Source organism: Yoonia sp. R78084, assembly GCF_044595625.1.
Lineage (GTDB): Bacteria > Pseudomonadota > Alphaproteobacteria > Rhodobacterales > Rhodobacteraceae > Yoonia.
Genome location: NZ_CP138993.1, coordinates 683,043 through 701,092, shown reverse-complemented (window position 1 = coordinate 701,092; position 18,050 = coordinate 683,043). Strand labels below are relative to the sequence as shown.

The 18,050-nt window shown below is 57.2% G+C and carries 19 protein-coding genes; 9 read left to right on the top strand and 10 right to left on the bottom strand.

The genetic code is table 11. The features are described from left to right. Positions 1-32 precede the first annotated feature (32 nt). The 4 genes from SJY29_RS03730 to SJY29_RS03715 form a co-directional block, all read right to left on the bottom strand. Positions 33-2,729 (bottom strand): ATP-binding protein, encoded by a 2,697-nt coding sequence (locus SJY29_RS03730; RefSeq protein ID WP_400086956.1) that lies wholly within the window; start codon positions 2,727-2,729, stop codon positions 33-35. After that, a complete protein-coding gene (locus tag SJY29_RS03725) occupies positions 2,726-3,001 on the bottom strand; it encodes a hypothetical protein (protein ID WP_110280111.1) in 276 nt (91 codons plus the stop codon). Before SJY29_RS03725 ends, SJY29_RS03730 begins: the two co-directional genes overlap by 4 nt. Continuing rightward, a complete protein-coding gene (locus SJY29_RS03720; protein ID WP_110280110.1) occupies positions 2,998-3,366 on the bottom strand; it encodes a response regulator transcription factor in 369 nt (122 codons plus the stop codon). The genes SJY29_RS03725 and SJY29_RS03720 overlap by 4 nt, the downstream gene beginning before the upstream one ends. 80 nt (positions 3,367-3,446) lie before the next feature. Continuing rightward, positions 3,447-4,748, bottom strand: a complete 1,302-nt coding sequence (locus SJY29_RS03715) for a short-chain fatty acyl-CoA regulator family protein (protein WP_400086951.1) — start codon at positions 4,746-4,748, stop codon at positions 3,447-3,449. Between the two features lie 221 nt (positions 4,749-4,969). On the opposite strand from SJY29_RS03715, the gene SJY29_RS03710 reads away from it, so the two are divergent. The 9 genes from SJY29_RS03710 to aat all read left to right on the top strand — a co-directional run bounded on the left by SJY29_RS03710 (position 4,970) and on the right by aat (position 13,322). After that, positions 4,970-6,313: a substrate-binding protein gene (locus SJY29_RS03710; RefSeq protein WP_110280108.1), complete on the top strand. Its 1,344-nt coding sequence runs from the start codon at positions 4,970-4,972 to the stop codon at positions 6,311-6,313. A 130-nt stretch (positions 6,314-6,443) separates the two neighbouring features. After that, entirely contained in the window at positions 6,444-7,475 is a 1,032-nt protein-coding gene (locus SJY29_RS03705; RefSeq protein WP_110280107.1) for a branched-chain amino acid ABC transporter permease, read from the top strand. Between the two features lie 3 nt (positions 7,476-7,478). Further along, a complete protein-coding gene (locus SJY29_RS03700; protein ID WP_400086947.1) occupies positions 7,479-8,678 on the top strand; it encodes a branched-chain amino acid ABC transporter permease in 1,200 nt (399 codons plus the stop codon). An 11-nt stretch (positions 8,679-8,689) separates the two neighbouring features. Beyond that, positions 8,690-9,448: an ABC transporter ATP-binding protein gene (locus SJY29_RS03695; protein WP_110280105.1), complete on the top strand. Its 759-nt coding sequence runs from the start codon at positions 8,690-8,692 to the stop codon at positions 9,446-9,448. Between the two features lie 54 nt (positions 9,449-9,502). Then, positions 9,503-10,252 (top strand): ABC transporter ATP-binding protein, encoded by a 750-nt coding sequence (locus SJY29_RS03690; RefSeq protein ID WP_400086944.1) that lies wholly within the window; start codon positions 9,503-9,505, stop codon positions 10,250-10,252. A 110-nt stretch (positions 10,253-10,362) separates the two neighbouring features. Continuing rightward, positions 10,363-10,695, top strand: a complete 333-nt coding sequence (locus tag SJY29_RS03685; protein WP_400086941.1) for a hypothetical protein — start codon at positions 10,363-10,365, stop codon at positions 10,693-10,695. A gap of 118 nt (positions 10,696-10,813) precedes the next feature. Continuing rightward, positions 10,814-11,308, top strand: a complete 495-nt coding sequence (accB, locus tag SJY29_RS03680) for an acetyl-CoA carboxylase biotin carboxyl carrier protein (RefSeq protein WP_400086938.1) — start codon at positions 10,814-10,816, stop codon at positions 11,306-11,308. A 10-nt stretch (positions 11,309-11,318) separates the two neighbouring features. Further along, positions 11,319-12,665 carry an acetyl-CoA carboxylase biotin carboxylase subunit gene (accC, locus tag SJY29_RS03675; RefSeq protein ID WP_400086935.1) on the top strand — a complete coding sequence of 449 codons (1,347 nt, stop codon included), beginning with the start codon at positions 11,319-11,321 and terminating at the stop codon, positions 12,663-12,665. 6 nt (positions 12,666-12,671) lie between these two features. Then, complete coding sequence (gene aat / locus SJY29_RS03670) at positions 12,672-13,322, top strand: leucyl/phenylalanyl-tRNA--protein transferase (RefSeq protein WP_400086932.1); 651 nt, start codon at positions 12,672-12,674, stop codon at positions 13,320-13,322. Here aat and SJY29_RS03665 read toward each other — a convergent pair. From SJY29_RS03665 to folE2, 6 genes are all read right to left on the bottom strand, one after another. Further along, positions 13,286-13,771 (bottom strand): DUF2155 domain-containing protein, encoded by a 486-nt coding sequence (locus tag SJY29_RS03665; RefSeq protein ID WP_400086929.1) that lies wholly within the window; start codon positions 13,769-13,771, stop codon positions 13,286-13,288. The genes aat and SJY29_RS03665 overlap by 37 nt on opposite strands. Positions 13,772-13,782: 11 nt before the next feature. Further along, complete coding sequence (locus tag SJY29_RS03660) at positions 13,783-14,166, bottom strand: NADH:ubiquinone oxidoreductase subunit NDUFA12 (RefSeq protein ID WP_055296442.1); 384 nt, start codon at positions 14,164-14,166, stop codon at positions 13,783-13,785. A gap of 59 nt (positions 14,167-14,225) precedes the next feature. Beyond that, on the bottom strand, positions 14,226-14,609 hold the full coding sequence (locus SJY29_RS03655) for a RidA family protein (protein ID WP_400086926.1): 384 nt from the start codon (positions 14,607-14,609) through the stop codon (positions 14,226-14,228). 4 nt (positions 14,610-14,613) lie between these two features. Then, positions 14,614-15,879, bottom strand: coding sequence for an ATP-dependent Clp protease ATP-binding subunit ClpX (gene clpX / locus SJY29_RS03650; protein ID WP_110280097.1), 1,266 nt, complete (start codon positions 15,877-15,879; stop codon positions 14,614-14,616). 223 nt (positions 15,880-16,102) lie between these two features. After that, positions 16,103-16,723, bottom strand: a complete 621-nt coding sequence (locus SJY29_RS03645) for an ATP-dependent Clp protease proteolytic subunit (RefSeq protein ID WP_055687549.1) — start codon at positions 16,721-16,723, stop codon at positions 16,103-16,105. A 147-nt stretch (positions 16,724-16,870) separates the two neighbouring features. After that, positions 16,871-17,974 (bottom strand): GTP cyclohydrolase FolE2, encoded by a 1,104-nt coding sequence (gene folE2, locus SJY29_RS03640; RefSeq protein ID WP_110280276.1) that lies wholly within the window; start codon positions 17,972-17,974, stop codon positions 16,871-16,873. Between the last annotated feature and the right edge of the window lie 76 nt (positions 17,975-18,050).

Here is an 18,050-nt window from a genome sequence, read left to right as displayed (position 1 = left end):
AGATATTGAAACTCTGTCATAGGCAAAATTGGTTACGTTTCTTCTAACGTCACCACTGTTTTCACCTTGGGCAAGCGGACCCGAAACGCGGCTCCGCGGCTTTGGGGCAGATAATGCACCGCGCCACCAAGGCGCTGCATAATCTCGCGACAGATCGCAAGCCCAAGCCCGGCGCCGCCCGCCTTGGACCCATCCGCCACGCGCGAGAACTTCTCAAAGATCAGGTCCTGCTTCTCTGGCGCAATCCCGCTGCCGTTGTCGATGAAGTCAACGGAGTAACCCGCGCTATCCTCACTCACCTTGATCGTCAGATGCGGGGTCTTTGCATCACAGTATTTCTGCGCATTCGCGATCAGATTGATAAAGACCTGCCCGAGACGGTCGATATCTGTCGTCAGGGTCACATCCTCTGATGCAGGGTCGCGACTGATTTTCAAAGCACCTTCATGCAGACCCGCCGCCCGCACCGCACGATCCAGCAGATCTGACAAATGCCCGGTCTGGTCGCGCAATTCGACCTGCCCATTCTCGAGTACGGAAAGATCGAGCAAGTCATCCAGCAGCCGTGTCAGACGCACCGCCTCATCATAGATAATGCCGGCATATTTCTCATGTTCAGCGTCACTTGTGACCCCTTCACGCAGGATATCCGAAAAAGACCGGATCGAGGTCATAGGCGTGCGCAGTTCATGGCTGATCTGGCTGAGAAACGAGTCCTTCTGGATCGACAGCGCCGTCAGCTTGTCGTTCGCGGCGCGCAGTGCCCGCGCGGTGCGTTCCTGCTCTTTGGATTTCGCCTCAAGACGGTTGGAGTATTCCAGAATTTGCGCGGCCTCATCAGCCACTGCGATCAGATCTTCCACAGATACGCTGCTACCGCCAATCAATTGGCCGATCATTGCGTGGGCGGTCGCCGCCCCCACGGAGCCCGCAAGACTCCGCTCGAGCCGTTCGATGAAATCCGAGGTCACCTCGGGCAAATATCCGACCTTCCCTTGGCGCAGCGCCTCGGCCTCAAAAATGGCCTGCGCTTCTGCGCCGCCAAGAATGCGCTGTGACATGATCAAAAGATCCTCGGCGCCAGTTGCGGCACCTGTCCACGCCGGAGCAGCGGTCGAGTGATCAAACACATTGACGAATTGCGCGCCCTGCAACCGCTCGAGCGGGGCGGGAAAAGTGACCAGTGAAAACAGGATAAAGGCGCCCGTGTTCAACAGCATGGACCACAAGATTCCGTGGACCAGCGGATCCAGACCGTTCGCGCCGAAGAGCGCTTGGGGTCTGAGCCATGACAACCCGAATGGGCCCTGCTCCATCACGGTCTGGCTGATGACCGCATCAACACCGAAGCTTGGCAGGAACAGGGTCCACATCCAGACCACCAGACCGGTGATCAGCCCTGCCGCAGCCCCGACGCCCGTCGCACCGCGCCAGAAAATCCCGCCGATCATCGCGGGCAGGATCTGCACCGCACCCGTAAAGGAAATCAGACCAATCGCCGCTAGCGCCGTCCCGCCCCCGGAAATCCGGTAATAAACAAACCCCAGCAGCAGAATGGCCGCAACCGAAAGCCGCCGTGACAGCAAGATCACGTGGCGCACATCACCCGACATCACCGCCTGCTGGCTACCCTGCAAATAGAGCCAGAAGGGCACAACCATGTGGTTCGAGACCATTGTCGCCAAAGCAATCGTCGCCACGATGACCATGGATGTGGCAGAAGAAAACCCCCCAAGGAATGACAGTACCGCCAAACCCCCGCGCCCTTCGCTGAGCGGCACAGTCAGAACAAAAAGGTCGGGGTTACTTCCGGCAGGCATCAGATCAAGGCCGATGACGGCGATGGGCACCACAAAGAGGCTCATCATGAAGAGATAAAGCGGAAAAGCCCAGCTAGCGATATGCAGGTGGCGTTCGTCGGCATTCTCGATCACCAACACCTGAAACATGCGCGGCAGGCACAGGAACGCAGCCCCTGAGAGGAAAATGAGGCTGATCCAGCGCCCGCTTTCCTGATTCCAGAGCACAATGTCGGACTGGTCGATCCGCGTCAGCATCTCGCCCGGTCCGCCCGCAATGCCCCAAACAACGAAAATGCCAACGGCGACCAGCGCGAAAAGCTTGACTACTGCCTCAACCGCGATGGCGATGACAACGCCGTGGTGGCGTTCGTTGGCATCAAGGTTACGGGTGCCGAAGATCACGGTAAAGACCGCCAGTCCGATCGCGACCCAGAAGGCAGCAAAGTTGAAATCGTTTTGCGCCCAATCAACGCCCTCGGTCTGCGCGAAGACTGCGAAAGACAGTGTCACCGACTGCAGTTGCAGCGCGATATAAGGCATGGCGGCGATCACCGAAATGACCGTGACAATCACACCCAACTGCGTTGATTTGCCAAACCGCGACGACACCATATCCGCAATGGACGTGATCCGCTGCGCCCGTCCGATCCGCACCAGACGGCGCAAGACCCACCACCAGCCCACCATCACCAAAGTAGGACCAAGGTAGATGGTCACAAACTCAAGCCCTGAACGCGCGGCGTAGCCAACCGCACCGTAGAACGTCCAGCCTGTACAATAGATGCTGAGCGAAAGCGTATAGATCCATGGCGAGGTCAGCCAGTTGGAATGGCCGTTCGCCGCGCGGCGTTCCGCCACAAAAGCAATTGCAAAGAGCAACAGCACATAGCCCAAAGCAATGGCAATCAGGGCGTTGAAGGACATCATTCCTGTGATCTATCCTGATCGGCCTGCTGCGGATGAGCCCGGATCAGAGCGGACAGCACAGCCGTCAACACAATCAATCCGATCCACACTCCGAAAATATAAACCAAGGCAGAGGCGTTTGTTGTGGCACCTTGGGCATCGTCCTGCCAGGCAAGCGGCATTATCAGCAAGACGGCCCCCAGCACCGGAACAAGCTTGGCCGCGTCACGTACGCGCCGCTGGCGGTAGCTGGCTTTCTGCAAGAAAACTGGCGTTTGGGGGCGTTGGCTCATGCCTCCATCAGGTTGCGCACGTGGTTGCGCACCTCTTCATTTGAAAACGGCTTCGTCATGAACAGCGATGCGCCAAGGCGCATGGCCAGTTCGCGATCCTTATCCTGACCGCGCGCGGTCAGCATCATCACCGGCGTTGATTTCGTCACCTCGTGACCGCGCAGGTCGCGCAAAATGTCAAAACCGCTGCGCCCGGGCAACATGACATCAAGAATGATCATATCGGGTGGCATGGCCAGCACCTTGCTCATCGCCGACGTGCCGTCTTCATGCGTATGCACTGTCCAGCCGTCACGCGACAATATAAAGCTGATCGCTTCTATAATATTCGGCTCATCCTCGATCAGCAGGACACGTTTGCCCATCCCATCGCCTCCCTTTGCGATATCCTCTTTTTGCAAAGAGTTCCCCTAGGTTGAAACTATCACGGCAAACACGGCAACTGTCAAAGTTCTGTTTTATCACCGACGCCCCCAATCGCTGGTTCACGGCGGCTGTTACATGCCGTCCGCGGACAAATCCGGCACGACAAACCGACGCCATGCGGCGCTGTCGCCGATTCAGGCGGGTCCGGCAAAACAAGCATCATGCTTTGCAGCGCAGATGGGGCATCGAACAGAACCGGCCCGACTGGTTCTGCCAAGGCAAAACACAAAAACCGCGTGGCGTTCGGAGCAGGCATCTGCACATCCATCCGGATCGGTTGGTGCGGACGGCTCAAGGCACTGTAAAGCGGCCAGAGCGGACAGGCCCCGCCAGCACGTGGCATCGTGAAACCGGGTACGGATTTAATGAAAATCAGCGCCCCTGATGCATCGCACACCACCAGCCCCATCGGCGGATGCCCGTGATTAGGCGGAAGCTGGGCCAAACGCCGCATCACCTGTGGCAAGCGCGCGTCAAGGCTCTGGGCAATCGCGGCGGGATCATAGTTCAGGGTGCGTGCCGTCTTTTCAAAGGCCGCCAGTGGCAAGGCCGCCACATCACCGGCATAGACCTGCAACACGCGGAACAGGACCTTCTCCGCAGGCCCCTGCAAACCTGCTTCTTTGGCGACGACTGCCGGATCAGCGCCATCCTCGATGGACGCCACATGAAAACCCGACTTCGCAAGATACCCCTCGACCACCTCAAAGGGCGAACCGGAATGTTCCATTACCGCCTCGGGTGCCTCGAGGTAGGTAATCAGGGCTTCACTGCTGTTGGCCAGCCGCAAGCTGTCACTATGGATATTCTCGTGAAACCTGCGTTGCCAGTCTTGGTCGATATCCTCGGGGCCGACAAGAATGGACGCTGTTGAACGGATCGCGGACACGGCCGAGATCACTTCATGCAGTGAGCCTGCAAGTTGCGGATCATAGGCGATACGATCCGTGAGTATCCGGCTCTTTTCCTCAAGTGCGGCAATCCTGCGCGCCTGCATGGCGATGAGTGCACCCCATCCGGGGTATCGCGCAGCAAGCTCCTCGGTGCGTTCAACCTCCACTTGATCACCCAAGCTGGCGGCAGCGCTGCGCATCTCATCCAGCATACCCCGCTCGGCACCGTCGGCCAGAAGTGCTGTGTCCACCTCGAGCACGCGCGCAAGGTCAGCAAGGAGTTTTCCACCAATTCTGCGCCGATTGTGTTCGATCAGGTTCAAATAAGATGGGGAAATACCGACTGTTTCGGCTACAGCAGCCTGTCGCAGGCCGCGATCCAGCCGCTTTTCTCGTATACGGGACCCGACGAGGCTGCCACTGGACACTCAGAATTCTCCCATAGGTTTCAGTTGGTTTCTGCGCGCGCAAGAAAAATCGTTTACAAAAAGATAGGAATATTTGTTCATGAATTTACAAATAAGTCCAGCCCCAAGAATGCCTTATTGTCGAAACGGGGCATCGTCTCTGACACTGTATTAGTACTGTAAAGTGCTCGACGGCTGGAAGAAGAGGATCGACCAGCTTCAACCTTTAAGGGAGGATAATAATGTCCAACAATAGTTTCTCGCGTCGTGGCGTGCTGAAAACTGGTATGGTTGCCAGTGCTGGTCTCGCTTTGCCGCAGTATCTGCGTGCGCAAGAGTCCGGTTTCACCAATGCGCCCGGCGCCAGCGAGGTCATTCTTGGCTTCAACGTGCCACAGACTGGCCCATATGCAGACGAGGGTGCAGACGAACTGCGCGCCTATGAGCTTGCGGTCGAGCACCTGAACGGTGAAGGCGACGGTGGCATGTTGGGCACGTTCTCGTCCCAAGCGCTCGAAGGTGCTGGTATTCTTGGCCGTCGCGTCGGCTATGTGACAGGTGACACGCAGACCAAGTCTGACGCCGCCCGCGCATCCGCCCGTTCGATGATTGAAAAAGACGGCGCGATCATGATCACCGGTGGTTCGTCCTCTGGTGTGGCCGTGGCTGTGCAGGCGCTCTGCCAAGAGGCCGGCATCATCTTCATGGCTGGTCTGACGCACTCCAACGACACAACAGGTAAGGACAAGCGGGCCAACGGCTTCCGCCACTTCTTCAACTCCTACATGTCCGGTGCGGCACTCGCGCCTGTGTTGCAGGCAGCCTACGGCAGCGACCGGAAAGCCTATCACCTGACAGCCGACTACAACTGGGGTTACACCACAGAAGAAGCCGTGCGCACATCGACAGAAGCGATGGGTTGGGAAACTGTAAACACGGTCCTGACACCGCTGACACAGACCGACTTCTCGTCCTACATCGCACCTGTTCTGAACTCCGGTGCCGACGTTCTGGTTCTGAACCACTACGGCGGGAACATGGTGAACTCGCTGACGAACGCTGTTCAGTTCGGTCTGCGTGAAGCACAAGCAAACGGCAAGAACTTTGAAATTGTTGTTCCGCTCTACTCACGTCTGATGGCACGTGGTGCGGGTTCTGCGGTTGCAGGTATCTTCGGTTCGACAAACTGGCACTGGTCGCTGCAGGATGCAGGTTCGCAAGCCTTCGTGCGTTCGTTCGGCACAAAGTACGGCTTCCCGCCATCCCAGGCTGCGCACACATGCTACGTGCAAACCCTGCTCTACGCAGACGCCGTAACACGCGCCGGTTCGTTCAACCCATGTGCGGTTGTTGAAGCCCTCGAGGACTTCGAGTTCGACGGCTTGGGCAACGGCCCGACACTCTACCGTGGCGAAGACCACCAGTGCTTCAAGGACGTGCTGGTTGTGAAGGGTAAAGAAAACCCGGAAAACGAATTCGACCTTCTCGAGATCGTTGAAATTACACCAGTCGCTCAGGTAACATACCCTGCAGATCACCCGCAGTTCGCTGGTGGCGCATTGGGTACATGTAACCCAGGCGCATAAGTCAAAGACATCATCAGGTCACCCTTCGGGGTGACCTGAACCCATCCGGGTCAATTCACGCCGCATATTGGCAGTGGACTGGCAAAGAGCACCCGCAGCTCACCCCCAATAACTGATCAGAGGTCACAAGATGGACCAGTTCATTCTTCAAATTCTCAACGGGTTGGACAAAGGCTCGGCTTATGCGCTGATCGCGCTCGGCCTGACGCTTATCTTCGGCACGCTTGGTGTCGTCAACTTTGCCCATGGCGCGTTGTTTATGCTCGGCGCGTTTGTCGCTGTCACGATGAGCAATCTGCTGACGCTGAGCCATAAGGTGGTTGACGAGACGCGGACAGACTTTCTGGGCAACCCGTTGCAAGTAGATGTGCCCTATCTTTACGACTTTTTCGGCCAAGCCGCCGGTGACACGATCATTGACTGGGCCGTGCCGATCTCGATCCTCGTGGCCATCCCGATCATGGTCGGCATCGGTTTCGCTATGGAGCGGGGTCTGATCAAGTACTTCTACAAGCGTCCGCATGCGGACCAGATCCTTGTGACCTTTGGCCTTGCCATCGTGATCCAGGAGATCGTCAAATATTTCTACGGCGCAAACCCGATCCCGACCCCGGCACCTGAAGCATTTGTCGGCAGTTTCGATTTCGGCGTGGTACTTGGATTTGATCCGAACGCGATCATCTACCCCTACTGGCGTCTGGTCTATTTCTTCTTCTCGGTTGTTGTGATCGGTGCGGTCTTTGCCTTCCTGCAGTTCACCACATTCGGCATGGTCGTACGGGCCGGCATGGCAGACCGCGAAACCGTGGGTATCCTCGGGATCGACATCGACAAGCGCTTTACGATCATGTTCGGCATCGCGGCGGCAGTCGCGGGTCTTGCGGGTGTGATGTACGCGCCAATCAATTCACCCAACTACCACATGGGCATGGACTTTCTTGTGCTGAGCTTTGTGGTGGTCGTTGTGGGCGGCATGGGCTCTTTGCCCGGTGCGGTTGCAGCCGGGTTCATGCTGGGTATTCTGGAAAGCTTTGCCTCTATGTCAGCGGTCATCGACCTGCTGCCAGGCATCAACCAGATCATCATCTACCTGGTCGCAATTATCATTTTGTTGACACGTCCGCGTGGCCTGATGGGTCGCAAAGGCGTGATGGAGGAATAAGCAATGCTTGGTCTCGAAAAGAAGGACTTCCGGCTGCTCCTGATCGTCATCGGTCTGACGCTGTTCGCCCCGTTCCTGCTCAATCCATTCCCCGAGGGCTCAGATTTGGCACAATTCAACGCAGGCTATCCTGACCTGATGCAGCGTTTCGTGATCTTTGGTATCTTCGCCATCGGTTTCAACATCCTGTTTGGTCTGACCGGCTATCTGTCCTTTGGCCACGCCGCCTTCTTGGGCGCGGGATCATACGGGGCGGTCTGGATGTTCAAACTGCTCAGCATGAACGTGCTTCCCGCGATTGCGATCAGTGTTGTCATTGCGGGCCTCTTCTCGCTGCTGATCGGTTATGTCTCGTTGCGGCGTTCAGGCATCTATTTCTCGATCCTGACACTGGCCTTTGCGCAAATGTCCTTTGCTCTGGCCTATTCAGTGCTGACACCGATCACAGGCGGCGAGACAGGGCTACAACTGGCCTTGAGCGATCCACGGATCTTTGGTGCCGCGCAAACAGCGACAGGCAACATTCCTGTCCCTGCTCTCTTCGGGCTTGAGATGCGCTCGAGCTTTGAATGGAACGTGGGTGCTTGGCTGTTCACGTTCAATGCGGGCTACTATCTGGCTGCATTCTTCATGATCATCGCCTTCTATATCTCGATCCGGATTTTCCGGTCACCCTTTGGTATGATGCTGCGTGCGATCAAATCCAACCAGACCCGGATGAGCTATACAGGTCTGAACGCACGTCCCTATACGCTTGCGGCCTTTGTGATCTCCGGCATGTATGCGGGTCTGGCCGGTGGCTTGATGGCATCAATGGACCCTCTGGCAGGGGCCGAGCGGATGCAGTGGACAGCCTCGGGGGAGGTCGTTCTGATGACGATCCTTGGCGGTGCAGGCACATTGATAGGTCCGGTGCTTGGCGCAGGTATGATCAAGTACTTTGAAAACATCTTCTCCAAGATCAACGAAACGATCCTGCACGGGTGGTTTGCTTTCCTGCCGGATGGTCTTGAGGATGTGGTTGTTGCGATGATCTATCCGTTCATCGGCAAAGGCTGGCACCTGACCCTTGGTATCATGTTCATGCTGGTCGTGATCTTCCTGCCCGGTGGCCTTGTGCAAGGTGGCCAGAAAATCGGGGCCCTCTTCAGCCGCAAGAAGGCCCAAGAGACCAAGCCAAACGCCACTGAACCGGCCGAATAAGGAGACAGACGATGGGTTTGTTAGAAGTAAAAGGCATCAACAAGCGGTTTGGTGGTTTGCAGGCGCTGGGTGACGTGAACCTGAGCATCAAGGAAAACACCACCCACGCAATCATCGGCCCCAACGGCGCAGGCAAATCGACCCTGCTGAACGTGCTGGTGGGCAAGCTGATCCCCGATAGCGGATCGGTGATGTTTGACGGTCAATCCGTGCTGGGGCGCGCCCCGCACGAGATTAACCAGATGGGCATCAGCCGCGTGTTCCAGACACCGGAGATCTTCAGCGATCTGAGCGTGTTTGAAAACGTCATGATCCCCTGCTTTGCCAAACGCGATGGCGCGTTCCGGATGCATGCGATCGAAAGCATCTTCGCGGAAAAGGGTATCCAGCAGCAGGCAGAGGCGATCCTCGACGACGTCAATATGCTTGAGAAACGCGATATGCTGGCATCGAGCCTGTCACGCGGCGACAAGCGGCGCCTCGAAATGGCAATGTGTCTGGTGCAGGATCCGAAACTCTTGCTCTTAGACGAACCCACTGCGGGCATGGCGCGGGCGGACACGCAGAACACGATCGCGCTGCTCAAGGAAATCCGCGAAAAGCGCGGGATCACCATGGCCATCATCGAGCATGACATGAATGTGGTGTTCTCACTGGCCGAGCGGATCACCGTGCTCGCGCAGGGCACCCCGCTTGTGGAAGACATCCCTGACAACATCAAAGGGCACCCCAAGGTGCGCGAAGCATATCTGGGCGAGGCGCAAGTCTAATACCAGCGGGTCCCAGCGATGGGATCCGGCGAGCCCAACACCGGAGTTACAAACATGAACGCACCTTTCAACAAGAACGCCAATAACGCCGCCACCCACCCTGCTTTCCTGAGCCTGTGGGAGGTCGAGGCCTATTATGGCGAAAGCTACATCGTCCAGAACGTCAGCTTCAATATCCACGAGGGCGAGATCCTCGCACTTTTGGGGCGTAACGGCGCTGGCAAGACATCGACGCTGCGCACCATCGCGCGGCTGGATGATCCTGTCGTCACCCACGGCGAAATCTGGCTGGATCACAAACCCCTGCACGAGATGAAATCCCATGAAGCCGCGCAGCACGGGATTTCTCTTGTCCCAGAGGACCGGCGCATCATTCCCGGCCTGACCGTAGAGGAAAACCTGCAACTGGCCCAGATCGCCCCGCCCAAAGGCTGGTCTCTGGAACGTATTTACGAGCTGTTCCCGCGTCTGGGTGAGCGCCGCAAGCAAGAGGGTGTCACCCTGTCCGGCGGCGAGCAGCAGATGTTGGCGATTGCCCGTGCGCTTGCCCGTGACATCAAGGTGCTGCTGTTGGACGAACCCTATGAGGGTCTCGCCCCGGTCATCGTGCAGGAAATCGCCAAGACGCTGGGCGTGATCCGTGATCAGGGCATCACGACCGTGATCGTGGAACAGAACGCAGTTGCCGCGCTGAAACTGGCAGACCGCGCAGTGATCCTCGACATTGGCAAGGTCGTCTTTGACGGCTCTGCCAAAGAGGTGCTGGAAAACACCGCGTTGCGCGAGCAATACCTCGCCATCTGATCCAGCGTTAATCTTAAATCGCAGAGATATTCATCTCTGCGGTTAAGGTTTCAGTAATCCGAAAAAGCGATTCTTGGCGTGTCAACTTCACGCTTTTCGGAGCCCCGATTATGGAAATACCGCTTTCTTTTCCGGCGCCCGCGGCCGCCGCTACCGTTGGACCTGTCCTTCCCCGTGCTATCACGACGAAGGTTCAGGCAGTCGAACCGACAGATCCCAGCGCCACACTGCCTGACAAGAAACCCTTCGTGGCACAGGTGGTCACGGCGCGATTGTCGGGGACTGATTACCCCGAAAACCCGGCGGAAATAGCCCCACCAGAGCGAACACTGCGCCCTTACGACGTGCCCATGCTCCCGTTTGAGAGCGAAAGCGAGACCAACCCACCGACCGCAGCAGATGCAACGACCGCATCGGATGATCGTGACGAAACGACAGTATAAGCGTTTTTCCAGATCGCTGCGCTTTCCACCTTCGTTGGCTTGCCCTATAAGAACGCTGATGCTTTGTGACGTAACGTCGCCAAAGCCAGAATAATATGGGCAACCGGCCGAGGAAAACATGGGCAACAAAACTTCTCACGAGAGCGACGTCAGCTTTATTGCGGCACTGGCCGAGCTGTTGCGCGAAAATGATCTGACTGAACTGCAAGTCAAAAGGGACTATGGTGAAAACGACAGCCTGAACGTGCGTGTCAGCCGCCAGACCCAGACGATTGTGCAAGCGAGCGCGCCTGCGGCAGCAGCACCTGCCCCGCTTGCCCCTGCGGCACCGGCCGCGCCTGCAGCGCCCGCGGCTGATATGTCCGACCCGTCCAATCACCCCGGTGCGGTGACATCCCCCATGGTCGGCACAGTCTACATGGCCCCTGAACCTGGTGCTGCCCCTTTCGCGACAGTCGGCGCGACGGTCAAGGAAGGCGACACGATCCTGATCATCGAAGCCATGAAAACGATGAACCACATCCCTGCGCCGCGCGCCGGCACGATCAAACGTATTCTGGTCGAAGATGGTGGTCCGGTCGAATTCGGCGCACCTCTTGTGATCATCGAATAAGGGCAGACCCATGTTCGATAAAATTCTTATCGCGAACCGGGGCGAAATCGCCTTGCGTGTCGTGCGCGCCTGCCGCGAGATGGGCGTCAAATCTGTTGCAGTGCATTCCACCGCTGACGCGGATGCCATGCACGTGCGCATGGCGGATGAGGCGATCTGCATCGGCCCCCCTTCTTCCGCGCAAAGCTATCTGTCGTTTCCCGCCATCATCTCGGCGTGTGAAATCACCGGGGCGCAGGCCATTCACCCCGGTTACGGCTTTCTGTCGGAAAACGCAGCCTTTGTGCAGGCGGTCGAAGACCACGACCTGACATTCATTGGCCCCACAGCCGAACATATCCGCGTCATGGGCGATAAAATCACCGCCAAAGACACGATGAAAGCATTGGGTGTACCTTGCGTGCCCGGTTCAGACGGCGGCGTGCCGACTTTGGCTGACGCTAAGCGCATCGGCGAGGAAGTCGGCTATCCGGTCATCATCAAAGCCACCGCTGGTGGCGGTGGCCGCGGCATGAAAGTGGCGCAAACCGCCGCTGACATGGAGCAGGCCTTCCACTCGGCCCGCGCCGAAGGCAAAGCCGCTTTCGGCAATGACGAAGTCTATATCGAGAAATATCTGACCACGCCGCGCCACATCGAAATTCAGGTCTTTGGCGACGGGAAAGGCAACGCAGTCCACCTTGGTGAGCGTGATTGCTCGCTCCAGCGCCGCCACCAGAAGGTCTTTGAAGAGGCCCCCGGCCCATGCATCACACCCGAGTTGCGCGCGCGGATCGGCAAGGTCTGCGCCGATGCTGTCGCCAAGATCAACTATATCGGCGCAGGCACAATCGAGTTCCTGTTTGAAAACGATGAGTTCTATTTCATTGAAATGAACACGCGTTTGCAGGTGGAACACCCTGTGACCGAGGCCATCTTTGGTGTCGATCTGGTGCGTGAACAGCTGCGCGTGGCGTCAGGTCTGCCGATGTCGTTCACGCAGGACGATCTGCGGATCAACGGGCATGCGATTGAAGTGCGGATCAACGCGGAAAAACTGCCGAACTTTTCGCCCTGTCCTGGCAGGATCACGCAGTATCACGCGCCTGGCGGCCTTGGGGTGCGGATGGATTCCGCGCTCTATGACGGCTATCGCATTCCGCCCTACTACGACAGTCTGATCGGCAAGCTGATCGTTCATGGCCGCGACCGCCCCGAGGCGCTTGCCCGACTGGAGCGTGCTTTGGGAGAGTTGATCGTTGACGGCGTCGATACCACCATCCCGCTCTTCCACGCGCTCCTGGCCGAAAAAGCAGTGCAAACAGGTGAGTACAACATCCACTGGCTTGAACACTGGCTTGAAGACCACCTCCACTAGCGCCCCATGAAAGATAATGCGCCCACCCTGACCGCCGATCTGCTTTTGCAGGCCTATCAGGTGGGCGTGTTTCCGATGTCAGAGGGGCGTGACGACCCCGAGGTGTTCTGGGTCGATCCACGCATGCGCGGCGTGTTCCCCTTGGACGGCTTCCGCATTTCCCGCAGTCTGGCGCGGCGGATGCGGCAAAGCAATTTTACGATCACCTTTGATGCGGCTTTTGCCGATGTGGTGCGCGGATGTGCGGACCGCGATGAAACATGGATTAACGCCACAATCTTTGACCTCTACTGCGAATTGCACGCAACCGGCTTTGCCCATTCCATTGAGGTTTGGGACAAAGAGCGGCTTGTCGGCGGGGTCTATGGTGTGACCATCGGGGCGGCGTTCTTTGGCGAAAGCATGTTCAGCCGCGCCACGGATGCATCAAAAATCGCGCTCGCCTATCTGGTCGACCGGCTGCGACTCTCGGGGTTTCAGCTTTTTGATACGCAGTTCATTACACCGCATCTGGCCAGTCTGGGTGCTGTTGAAATTCAGCGCGACCACTATCATGCGCTCTTGGCGCAAGCCCTGTCACGCGACGTTTCTTTTGATGCAAAAAGCCCCGTTCCGACAGCTCAGGACGTGATACAGCGCAACGCCCAAACGTCGTAGCGGGGGTGGTCCATCGCGTTCAATGCGGGGGATGAGGCAAGCATCCAGCCGCTGAAAAGCGGCGTGGTTTCGCGCGTATCCAGCACCAGAATTTCCGTAAATGCATCACCCGACGGGTTTTCGACAGGATAACGGCACTCGTTCATCGTGACCGTGAGAAAACCCAGACTGGCGGTTTCGCCTGTTCCAAGGGTCAGGTCGGTGACGTAGCCCGTCAGCTTGTCCAACACGCGCAGCTCGCCTGATGTGGCAGTGGCCACTTGCAACGTAACGGCCTCTGTGACGGTCGTCAGCAGCTCGTCTTCTTCCTCATTGGGAACCGTCGTCAATTGCCCGATCAGCTCATCCAGCGGGATCTGGTCAATCGGTGTTGTCACAATTTCCTGAGCGGCAAGCGGGCAAGCGATCAGGGAAAGGCAGAGAAAGGTGGATGCAACGATTGACCGCATGACAACTGCGCCTATTCCGGCGTCCACGCCTCATAGTCCGAGCGTGCGACGGGTGCCTTCCGGCGGATGGAGCCCGCCGGGGCATAAGCCGCCATGGTGCCGGTCAGGTTTTCCTGATGCGGCTTTTCCCATGCTTTATGCGCAACGGGCACTTCGGTCGGGGGCTGATCCCATGTGTGGTGCAACCAGCCATGCCATTCGGGGGTCACGCGTGTGGCTTCATTGTCGCCGTTGTAAATGACCCAGCGGCGGCTGTCGTCCTTATTGCGGTAATAGATATTGCCCTCGGCATCCTCACCGACTTTCGTGCCGTTGCGGCTTGTCCAAAGCTGGGTGCCGAAAGACTGACCGTCCCACCATGTGAAAATGCGTTTGATGTTGTGACCGAGGCTCATATCACGTCTCCGATTGATGCGCCTTTCATGCACGAATGGCGCCGAAAGGTCCAGTGGGTTCAGGCGGGGACCCGCGCAGTCACTTCGATTTCAATTTTCATTTCCGGCGACTGCAAATCCGCAGAAATCATCGTTGCAGCAGGTCTTGCCCGCGCGAAGGCCCGAGAGGTAATGGGCCAGCATTTGGGCCATTCCGCTTTATCCGGCACGATGTAGGTGACACGCACCACATGGTCGAGCCCGCTGCCCGCCTCTTCCAAGGCTTTGGCGATCGTCGCAAGGGTATTTTCGCATTGTTCTTCGATGGTCGCGGGCATGACCATACGGGCGTAATCATATCCCGTTGTGCCCGCCACAAACACCCAGCCATCAGCCACAACAGCACGGCTATAGCCGATTTGCTCCTCGAAGGGGGACCCGGTGCTGATGTGACGGACGCTCACGACCTTAGCTCGCGGTCGCGGTTTCTTTCTTTCTGCCGTCGTCGTGGATCATCAATGGGGCAACATCGGATGTCACAGCCTCCTCGTTGACCACCACTTCGGTCACCGTATCCATGCCGGGCAGATCAAACATCGTATCCAGAAGGATATCTTCCATGATCGACCGCAGGCCACGCGCACCGGTCTTCCGCTCGATCGCACGTTTGGCAATCGCGCTGAGGGCATCGTCGGTAAAGCTCAGTTTTGTGTCCTCAAGCTCGAAGAGGCGCTGGTACTGTTTCACCAAGGCGTTCTTTGGCTGGGTCAGGATCGTGATTAACGCGTCCTCATCCAGATCGGTCAGCGTTGCAATCACAGGCAAACGGCCCACAAATTCCGGGATCAGACCGAACTTCAACAGATCTTCCGGTTCCAGATCCTTGAAGATCTCGCCAATACCGCGATCGTCCTGTTCGCGCACGTCAGCACCAAAGCCCATGCCGGACCCTTTGCCGCGCTGTGCGATGATTTTATCAAGGCCTGCAAAGGCACCACCGCAGATGAACAGGATGTTCGTTGTATCCACCTGCAGGAATTCTTGCTGCGGATGCTTGCGCCCGCCCTGCGGCGGCACAGAAGCGACCGTTCCTTCCATGATTTTCAACAGCGCCTGCTGGACACCCTCGCCCGACACATCGCGTGTAATCGAGGGGTTATCAGACTTGCGCGTGATCTTGTCGACCTCGTCGATATAGACGATGCCGCGCTGCGCGCGTTCAACATTGTATTCAGAAGCCTGCAGCAGTTTGAGGATGATGTTCTCCACATCCTCACCCACATAACCCGCTTCGGTCAGGGTCGTTGCATCGGCCATGGTGAAGGGCACATCCAGAATGCGCGCCAGCGTTTGCGCCAGAAGTGTCTTACCGCAGCCTGTCGGCCCGATCAGCATGATGTTCGATTTCGCCAATTCGATATCGGTCTTATCGGCGTGGTTCAGGCGCTTGTAGTGGTTATGCACCGCCACGGACAGCACGCGCTTGGCGTGCATCTGGCCAATGACATAGTCATCCAGAACGCCGCAAATCTCGGAAGGTGTCGGAACGCCGTCGCCTGCTTTCAGGCCAGCGGTCTTGGTCTCCTCACGGATGATATCCATGCAAAGCTCGACACACTCGTCACAAATAAAGACGGTCGGCCCCGCAATCAGCTTACGCACCTCATGCTGGCTTTTGCCGCAAAAGCTGCAGTACAGCGTGTTTTTGCTTTCGGTGCCGCTCGTATTCGCCATTTCAAACCTCTTGACCTGTCAGGTCAGTCAAACATCATTCGGACTGTTTCACAACAACACTAGGACAGCCCGCCAAGGTCCACAATGTCAAAATGACCATGCTCACAACGTCATTAAGAACTCGCTAATTCCTCGGTAAATCAGGCATAGAATCATAATTGGTCAGAAAAAAGACAAACGCGGCCGAAACCGCGTTTGTTTGTCGCAGCGTTGTGAAAAAGCCTTAGTCCTCGGCTTTGGTGCGGTTTTCCACGATCTCGTCGATCAAGCCCCACTCTTTTGCCTCTTCGGGCGACATGAAATTGTCACGCTCCAAGGCGGCCTCAACCTTTTTCAGGGTGTTGCCGGTGTGCTTGACGTAGATCTCGTTCAGGCGGGTTTTCAGCTTCTGGGTTTCTGCGGCGTGGATCATGATGTCCGTGGCCTGTCCCTGATAGCCACCCGATGGCTGGTGCACCATGACGCGGCTGTTGGGCAGGGAGAAACGCATACCTTCATGCCCTGCGGTCAGCAAGAGCGAACCCATGGAGGCCGCCTGCCCGATCACCAGCGTGCTGACCTTGGGGCGGATGTATTGCATCGTATCATAGATCGACAAACCGGATGTCACCACGCCGCCGGGGCTGTTGATGTACATGCTGATTTCTTTTTTCGGGTTTTCCGACTCGAGGTGCAAGAGCTGCGCGACGATCAACTGGCTCATGCCGTCATGGACAGGGCCGTTCACAAAGATGATGCGCTCTTTCAGGAGGCGCGAGAAAATATCGTAGGCGCGCTCACCCCGTGCGGTCTGTTCGACCACCATTGGGACAAGGTTCATATAGGTCTCGACGGGGTCTTGCATAACTACTGCCTCATATTCGGACGAAGGGTCCGCGTTCCATTATCAACGCTGACTCTAGTGTTGGGCGTCAGGGGCTTCAAGGGCTGAGGCGACGTAAGTATGGTTAACGGTGCCAAGGCGTAAGGTGGGTCTTGACCCACCTTACATTCAGCCAACGTGGAACAGTGACGCAAAGAGCCTTGGATCAAGACTTTCTGCCGCGAATGTGTCGCCTTCTGTCAGCACGGACACTGCATCATGGCTGTGCAGGCTTTCCTGATGGCTTGCAATCACGCGGAAATCGGAAATTCGCGTATCCAGTTGCAATTGCTCGGTAAAAAGCCGCGCCGCGTCCTCGACAAAGATCGGATTAGCGGCATTGAGTTCAGCAAAGGCCTGCTCGTCCTCGCGCTTGACCATCACTTGTGTTTCGGTCGGCACCGCCGCGCGCGCGCGGTCAATCAGGTCCTCGAACCACAGCACATCAGCACCATTTTCCAAAAGCACAGAAATGCGCGCAACCGAACGCTGCGAATGAGGTGTCGCCAACTGCCCCCGGAACTGGCGGGCGTGTTCGGACAATTCCAGCGAACAGGGGCAGGTGGACGAATAGACATAATCAAGGTGCACGATCTTCTTGCGCACGCCTGCCCTTTCGACCAGTTCAAGTGCGATATCGTAATACTGATAGCCCGACAGGCCCGACCGCAGGCTTTCCACTTTCATTGGAAAGCTGAACCGCATCTGGATACGCGCATCAAAACTTTCCAGATCGGTCTTATAGGCATCCAGCGCTTTCTCAATCACTTCAAAGCTGAAGGTTTCGCCCGCGTGCTTGTAGAAGGACCGCATGATGCGGGACATGTTTATGCCCTTCTTCTCCGCCTCAAGCGACACTGTTCCGGTCACGGATGTTTCGAGCGTCAAATCGCCGTTGTCGCGGGTATGGAACCGGATCGGCAGGCGGAAATTTGAAATGCCTACATGCTGGATTTGCTGCTGCGCGCCACGGATCAGGCTGGACGGCCCGTTCTGCAAATCAGGCATCGACGCTTTATAGGCCTCGTCCACCTCGAAATCTTCGGGATAGGCCCGCGCCAAAGCAGGATAGTTCGACACCTCTTGCCCGGGGATCAAACGTGACACCAGCGGATCGAGTGTCGCCACTTCTTCGGCCGTCACATCGACCGCCCAGCGCCGCAAAAGCGCCAACGCCGCCTCGGCCTCCGCGCGTGTAGGTTCGCGATCCATATCACGAGAGTGGATATTCATGTCTGTGCTCCCCGTCGGTGCTATCGACACCCCAACATGGGGCAGCGCATCGGATTTTCCAATGATATCTTTGTAG

What these genes read in the sequence shown, in the direction of transcription:
- SJY29_RS03730 (WP_400086956.1), bottom strand. Translation starts at nt 2,729, where the DNA reads ATGATGTCCTTCAACGCCCTGATTGCCATTGCTTTGGGCTATGTGCTG.
- SJY29_RS03725 (WP_110280111.1), bottom strand. Translation starts at nt 3,001, where the DNA reads ATGAGCCAACGCCCCCAAACGCCAGTTTTCTTGCAGAAAGCCAGCTAC.
- SJY29_RS03720 (WP_110280110.1), bottom strand. Translation starts at nt 3,366, where the DNA reads ATGGGCAAACGTGTCCTGCTGATCGAGGATGAGCCGAATATTATAGAA.
- SJY29_RS03710 (WP_110280108.1), top strand. Translation starts at nt 4,970, where the DNA reads ATGTCCAACAATAGTTTCTCGCGTCGTGGCGTGCTGAAAACTGGTATG.
- SJY29_RS03705 (WP_110280107.1), top strand. Translation starts at nt 6,444, where the DNA reads ATGGACCAGTTCATTCTTCAAATTCTCAACGGGTTGGACAAAGGCTCG.
- SJY29_RS03700 (WP_400086947.1), top strand. Translation starts at nt 7,479, where the DNA reads ATGCTTGGTCTCGAAAAGAAGGACTTCCGGCTGCTCCTGATCGTCATC.
- SJY29_RS03695 (WP_110280105.1), top strand. Translation starts at nt 8,690, where the DNA reads ATGGGTTTGTTAGAAGTAAAAGGCATCAACAAGCGGTTTGGTGGTTTG.
- SJY29_RS03690 (WP_400086944.1), top strand. Translation starts at nt 9,503, where the DNA reads ATGAACGCACCTTTCAACAAGAACGCCAATAACGCCGCCACCCACCCT.
- SJY29_RS03685 (WP_400086941.1), top strand. Translation starts at nt 10,363, where the DNA reads ATGGAAATACCGCTTTCTTTTCCGGCGCCCGCGGCCGCCGCTACCGTT.
- accB (WP_400086938.1), top strand. Translation starts at nt 10,814, where the DNA reads ATGGGCAACAAAACTTCTCACGAGAGCGACGTCAGCTTTATTGCGGCA.
- accC (WP_400086935.1), top strand. Translation starts at nt 11,319, where the DNA reads ATGTTCGATAAAATTCTTATCGCGAACCGGGGCGAAATCGCCTTGCGT.
- aat (WP_400086932.1), top strand. Translation starts at nt 12,672, where the DNA reads ATGAAAGATAATGCGCCCACCCTGACCGCCGATCTGCTTTTGCAGGCC.
- SJY29_RS03665 (WP_400086929.1), bottom strand. Translation starts at nt 13,771, where the DNA reads ATGCGGTCAATCGTTGCATCCACCTTTCTCTGCCTTTCCCTGATCGCT.
- SJY29_RS03660 (WP_055296442.1), bottom strand. Translation starts at nt 14,166, where the DNA reads ATGAGCCTCGGTCACAACATCAAACGCATTTTCACATGGTGGGACGGT.
- clpX (WP_110280097.1), bottom strand. Translation starts at nt 15,879, where the DNA reads ATGGCGAATACGAGCGGCACCGAAAGCAAAAACACGCTGTACTGCAGC.
- SJY29_RS03645 (WP_055687549.1), bottom strand. Translation starts at nt 16,723, where the DNA reads ATGCAAGACCCCGTCGAGACCTATATGAACCTTGTCCCAATGGTGGTC.
- folE2 (WP_110280276.1), bottom strand. Translation starts at nt 17,974, where the DNA reads ATGAATATCCACTCTCGTGATATGGATCGCGAACCTACACGCGCGGAG.